Here is a 284-nt window from a genome sequence, read left to right on the forward strand (position 1 = left end):
TTGCCGGATCGCCATCAATGGTCGGTCGACATCGAACGCGTCGACGCGGCCGGCGGCCCGCTGGTCGCGTGGGATTCGCATGTGACGTTTCGCATCGCGAAGGTATTCGAGTCGGGCGTCGACGCGAACACGCGTGCCGGCGATCCCGATCAGGTTGCAGTCGAGATCCGGTTGTTTCTGCCCGAGCAGGCGTATATGGGCGAGCAGCGCGTCGGCATCTTCGGTCGACGGCACGGCAACCGGTTCGGGGCGACGCTGTCGGTGACGGCCGGGTCGCAGTGGGG

The 284-nt window shown here is 66.9% G+C and carries 1 pseudogene; it reads left to right on the top strand.

Features of this window, described 5'->3' with window-relative positions:
* Positions 1 to 284: pseudogene (locus SB816_RS31020) on the top strand (hypothetical protein); the annotation flags it as partial.

Source organism: Achromobacter sp. SIMBA_011, from assembly GCF_046535435.1.
In the GTDB taxonomy this organism is placed as follows: domain Bacteria; phylum Pseudomonadota; class Gammaproteobacteria; order Burkholderiales; family Burkholderiaceae_B; genus Achromobacter; species Achromobacter dolens.